The sequence below is a fragment of the Microcoleus sp. Pol12B3 genome (assembly GCF_036701355.1).
Lineage (GTDB): Bacteria > Cyanobacteriota > Cyanobacteriia > Cyanobacteriales > Microcoleaceae > Microcoleus.
On record NZ_JAUBQS010000129.1, the window covers coordinates 1 to 5,030 of the forward strand.

At 45.9% G+C, this 5,030-nt stretch carries 3 protein-coding genes and 1 pseudogene; 1 reads left to right on the forward strand and 3 read right to left on the reverse strand.

Going from position 1 to position 5,030, the window contains the following annotated elements; all coding sequences use genetic code 11:
* Nucleotides 1–518 precede the first annotated feature (518 nt).
* Complete coding sequence (gene clpB, locus QUA53_RS28515) at nt 519–3,134, forward strand: ATP-dependent chaperone ClpB (RefSeq protein WP_333101197.1); 2,616 nt, start codon at nt 519–521, stop codon at nt 3,132–3,134.
* Between the two features lie 27 nt (nt 3,135–3,161).
* Here the strand turns inward: clpB and QUA53_RS28520 are convergent, their stop codons facing one another.
* The 3 genes and pseudogenes from QUA53_RS28520 to QUA53_RS28530 all read right to left on the reverse strand — a co-directional run bounded on the left by QUA53_RS28520 (nt 3,162) and on the right by QUA53_RS28530 (nt 4,950).
* Nucleotides 3,162–3,392, reverse strand: coding sequence for a ribbon-helix-helix domain-containing protein (locus QUA53_RS28520; RefSeq protein ID WP_333101195.1), 231 nt, complete (start codon nt 3,390–3,392; stop codon nt 3,162–3,164).
* A 13-nt stretch (nt 3,393–3,405) separates the two neighbouring features.
* The gene (locus QUA53_RS28525) at nt 3,406–4,068 is read right to left on the reverse strand and encodes a hypothetical protein (protein ID WP_333101193.1); all 663 of its coding nucleotides are present in this window, start codon (nt 4,066–4,068) and stop codon (nt 3,406–3,408) included.
* Nucleotides 4,069–4,299: 231 nt separating this feature from the next.
* A pseudogene (locus tag QUA53_RS28530) lies at nt 4,300–4,950 on the reverse strand (YihY/virulence factor BrkB family protein).
* Nucleotides 4,951–5,030 lie beyond the last annotated feature (80 nt).

A 5,030-nucleotide genomic window follows, 5' to 3' on the forward strand; every position in this document is an offset into this window, starting at 1 on the left:
GCAATCGTTTGGGGGTTTTGTGTTGCCGAATCTATCTTCCTTTCTCTCTGCTTAAATATCTGCGGAATGTGGGATAATACCTAACGAAATTAAAGGTAAAATTTTCATAGCTATATTTTCCAGGTGTGAGAGTTATAGCGGCTGTTATTGATGAGTAAAACAATAACGCTTTGGGTTTAGCTATAGGACTGTGACGCTTCTCGAGTCCTCTCTCCTATTTACATGAGTGTTTCTCCATTTTCCGCAGCAGGAGACTGTTTAAGAATGTGCCGTTTTTTCAAGTGGCAGTAGAAAGCATTTTTAATGTGAGAGTTGGTCTTATCCAAGAGTCCAACTTTTAGGCGCGACAGTTTGCTTTTGCTTGCGAGGGACTGCTACACAGGACGGAAATACCTATCTCAAGATAGGGGAACACCGATCCGATCGCCCTCCGCAACTCCCTACAATGACAATTGTACGGGCGATCGAGCAATTGCCTCTACAGCAGTCATCATTTTGAATTCAGGGAATTAAAATTTATGCAACCGAATAATCCAAACCAATTTACAGAAAAAGCCTGGGAAGCCCTCGCCCGCACCCCCGAAATCGTCAAAGCAGGTCAGCAGCAGCAGCTAGAAAGCGAACACTTGATGAAAGCTTTGCTGGAACAAGAATCAGGGCTTGCTAGCAGCTTATTTAACAAAGCTGGAGTTTCTGTAGCAAAATTGCGCGATCGCACTGATGAGTTTATCAGTCGCCAGCCGAAAATTACTGGAAGCGGCGGCAACGTTTATCTAGGTCGTTCTCTCGACACTTTGCTCGATCGCGCCGAAACTTATCGCAAAGAGTACGGCGATGAATTTATTTCGATCGAGCATTTGATACTAGGTTACGTTAAGGACGATCGCTTTGGCAAAAATCTACTGCAAGAATTTAAACTAGATGAAGCCAAGCTCAAAGATATCATTGCCCAAGTCCGGGGGAACAACAAAGTGACAGATCAAAATCCAGAAGGCAAATACGAAGCGCTGGAAAAATACGGCCGAGATTTGACTGAAGCAGCGCGTCAAGGCAAACTCGATCCGGTAATCGGACGCGATGACGAAATCCGCCGCACGATTCAAATTTTGAGCCGTCGCACCAAAAATAATCCGGTATTGATTGGGGAACCGGGAGTCGGCAAAACTGCGATCGCCGAAGGACTCGCCCAGCGAATTATCACCGGAGATGTGCCGCAATCTCTCAAAGACAGACAATTAATTAGCCTAGATATGGGCGCTTTAATTGCCGGTGCAAAATTCCGGGGAGAATTTGAAGAACGCTTGAAAGCGGTACTCAAAGAAGTTACCGACAGCAACGGCAAAGTCATCTTATTTATCGATGAAATTCACACCGTTGTCGGTGCTGGCGCAACTCAAGGCTCGATGGATGCCGGCAATTTACTTAAACCCATGTTAGCTAGGGGAGAATTGCGCTGTATCGGCGCTACAACTCTCGACGAATACCGCAAGTACCTCGAAAAAGATGCGGCACTAGAACGCCGTTTTCAACAAGTTTATGTTGACCAACCGACAGTTGAAGATACTGTCTCGATTTTGCGGGGCTTGAAAGAACGGTACGAAGTTCACCACGGGGTAAAAATTTCCGACAGCGCCCTAGTGGCGGCGGCTACTTTGTCTACTCGATATATTAGCGATCGCTTCCTTCCAGACAAAGCCATTGACTTAGTGGACGAAGCAGCGGCTAAACTCAAAATGGAGATTACCTCCAAGCCGGAAGAACTAGACGAAATTGACCGCAGGATTTTGCAGCTAGAAATGGAAAGACTGTCGCTGCAAAAAGAAAGTAACGTTGCTTCGATCGAACGCTTGGAAAGACTGGAAAAAGATTTAGCAAACCTCAAGGAACAGCAAAGCGCTTTGAATGCCCAGTGGCAATCGGAAAAAGGTGTCATCGGCAGCATTCAAAAGATTAAAGAACAGATTGATAAGGTGAATATTGAAATTCAGCAAGCTGAATTAAAATATGACCTGAACCGTGCTGCTGAGTTGAAATATAGCAAGTTAACCGAATTGCAAAAACAACTGCAAGAAGCTGAATCTCAACTGTCAGCAACTCAAACCACAGGTAAAACTTTGCTGCGGGAAGAAGTCACAGAAGGTGACATTGCCGAGATTATTTCCAAGTGGACGGGAATTCCGATTAGCAAGTTGGTTGAATCGGAAATGCAGAAACTTCTGCACTTGGAAGATGAACTGCACAAGCGGGTAATCGGACAGGATGAAGCAGTGACGGCGGTTGCAGATGCAATTCAGCGATCGCGCGCAGGTTTAGCCGATCCCAATCGTCCGGTTGCGAGTTTTATCTTCCTCGGCCCCACGGGTGTAGGGAAAACTGAGTTAGCTAAAGCATTAGCGGCTTATCTGTTCGACACGGAAGAAGCGATCGTGCGAATTGATATGTCGGAATACATGGAGAAACACGCGGTTTCGCGGTTAATTGGTGCGCCTCCGGGATACGTTGGCTACGATGAAGGCGGACAATTAACGGAGGCTGTGCGCCGCCGTCCTTACTCAGTGATTCTATTCGATGAAATCGAGAAAGCGCACCCGGATGTATTCAACATCATGCTGCAAATTCTGGATGACGGCCGCGTTACCGATGCTCAAGGTCACACGGTAGACTTTAAGAATTCTGTGATTATTATGACATCGAATGTTGGCTCTCAATACATCTTAGATGTGGCCGGAGATAACGAACAAATGCGGAGTCGGGTGATGGAAGCGATGCGGGGAACTTTCCGCCCAGAATTCTTGAACCGGATTGATGAGATGATTATCTTCCACGGTTTGAGTAAGACGGAACTGCGGCAGATTGTGCTGTTGCAAGTTAAGCGCTTGGAAAAACGGTTAGCAGATCGCAAAATGTCTCTCAAATTGTCGGAATCTGCGATCGACTTCTTAGCAGAAATTGGTTACGATCCGGTTTACGGTGCACGGCCATTGAAGCGGGGAATCCAGCGGGAGTTGGAAACGCAAATGGCGAAGGGTATTTTGCGGGGAGATTTTGCTGACGGCGATACCATTTTTGTGGATATCGAGAATGAAAGGTTGGCGTTTAAGCGGCTGCCGGCACAGTTGGTGACTGCGAAATAATTTGGGTAGGGTGGGCTGCGGCCCACCTTATTTTTTTGAGGCGGTGGTTCTTTTTTTGACCGCAGATATAGGCGGATGGGATTGCGGGCGATCGCTTTCTGATTTATCTTTTTTCAACTCTTGATGCTCTCGAACAGATTTCGGCAGTAGGTACGTTGCCAAACTGCTAACAGATCTGCTGTCTTCTTCTGCCCATTCTTCGAGAGCTTTTTGAATCTCTTCTGGCAAGTATGGGGTAACTCGTCCCCGTGAAGCCATTCGTTTTACCGCCTTACTTCCGCACCATCACAGAGCGAATCACAGCATTCGGCTGATATTTATTAGTCTGATAAAATCCCCCTTGACCTGCTCCGTAAACTCCCGCAAACTGCTTCCCATCAGCCTTGGGAACAAACATAATTTTTCTAGTTGGTTGCTTGGCAAATACAACCCCTTCTCTCATTTCATTATCCACGTTATAAGATAAAGTAGCTTTGCCGTAAATTGCCTCAGCTTGTTTCAGAGTCATTCCCGGCCCGACGCCCTGAACTGTTTTATAATTAGAATTCTCAGTCATCAAAAGTTCAATGACATCCGTATCTTTTAGCTTTGTACCCGCAGCATAAATAATCCGATACTGCACTTTTCCCGACTGGCTGACAGCCACAGCATCAAAGTCTACCATAAAAGGAGACTCTACCTTAAACTGCGCCGTGGAACCCAGAGCCTTTTTCAATCCTCCGAAAGTCATCCCCACCTTCGCCGCTCCAATTGTGCGATCGGAAATTGTTAAACTGGCAGAAGGTGTTTTTTGAGCAGCATTTGCCGCTCCTCCCAGCACATTTGTAGCCCTAAGCGCAACAGTGGAACCGGGAGTGGAAATTAAGGTGAGATAACTGCCGATCGCCAGCAAAGCAGCTATCATTGATCCAGACAAAACTTTAACATTCAACATGACTAATTCTCCTAGATTTCAAATGCGACTATCTACCCGCATCTTTTTGACTATCCTGGGCCTCACCCTCCTAGTTTGGATTCTCAGAGGTGTTGGCCTCTTGACATTCATTCCCGGTGGTGTCATTTGGATACTGATTTTTCTGTCTTTTGTTGCAGGCATCCTCAGCACTTTACTCCGTAGATAAGCCAGCATCCGGCAAATAACAATTAACTATTCAAAATTAACAAATTATTTTAATTTTGATTGTTTTATAGCCTTTCCCACCGTCACATTCAACTGAGCGCCTATCAGCATTACCAAAGAAGAAATATCCAGCCACAGCAGCAACACAATAAAACTTCCGATTGTGCCGTAAGTCCAAGTGTAATTGCCCAAATGCAAAACATAAAACCGAAATAAAGCTGAAAATAGCGCCCACAAAATAGCAGCAAAAACAGCTCCTGATACAATAGGAATATCTGGTTGACGGCGACTAGGCCCGTAGCGGTAAATAAATGCAAAAGCCAGCGATACAATTCCCAAAGAAATCGGTCACCTCCACAGCCGCCAAGCACCTAACAGTTGCGACTCTAAAGGGCAATTGCCGGCGAGGAGCAAGCAATTTTGGACATCTTTTAAATCGCAATTGGCGACGGACTCCAGCAGGCAACTCTGGCGGGCAATAGCTTGTACAATTAAGTCGCTGACAAATACTACTCCCGATGCTAGAATTAACAGCACAATTGTACCGATACTGAGCGCCAGAGAAATAAGTTTGGCTTTCCAAAATGGTCTAGTTCGATCGATCGGGGTTTCATGGATGCGATCTAGTGCAGCCATCGCCGCGCTCATTACTCCAGAAAATGCCCAAATCGCCCCAAGAAAGCTTACCGAAAACAGCCCTTGGTAGTGCTTTTATGTAAAGGATGGAGAAAATAGAGGCGGTTGAGCCTTCAGAATTGCTAATCGGATTTGGTGAT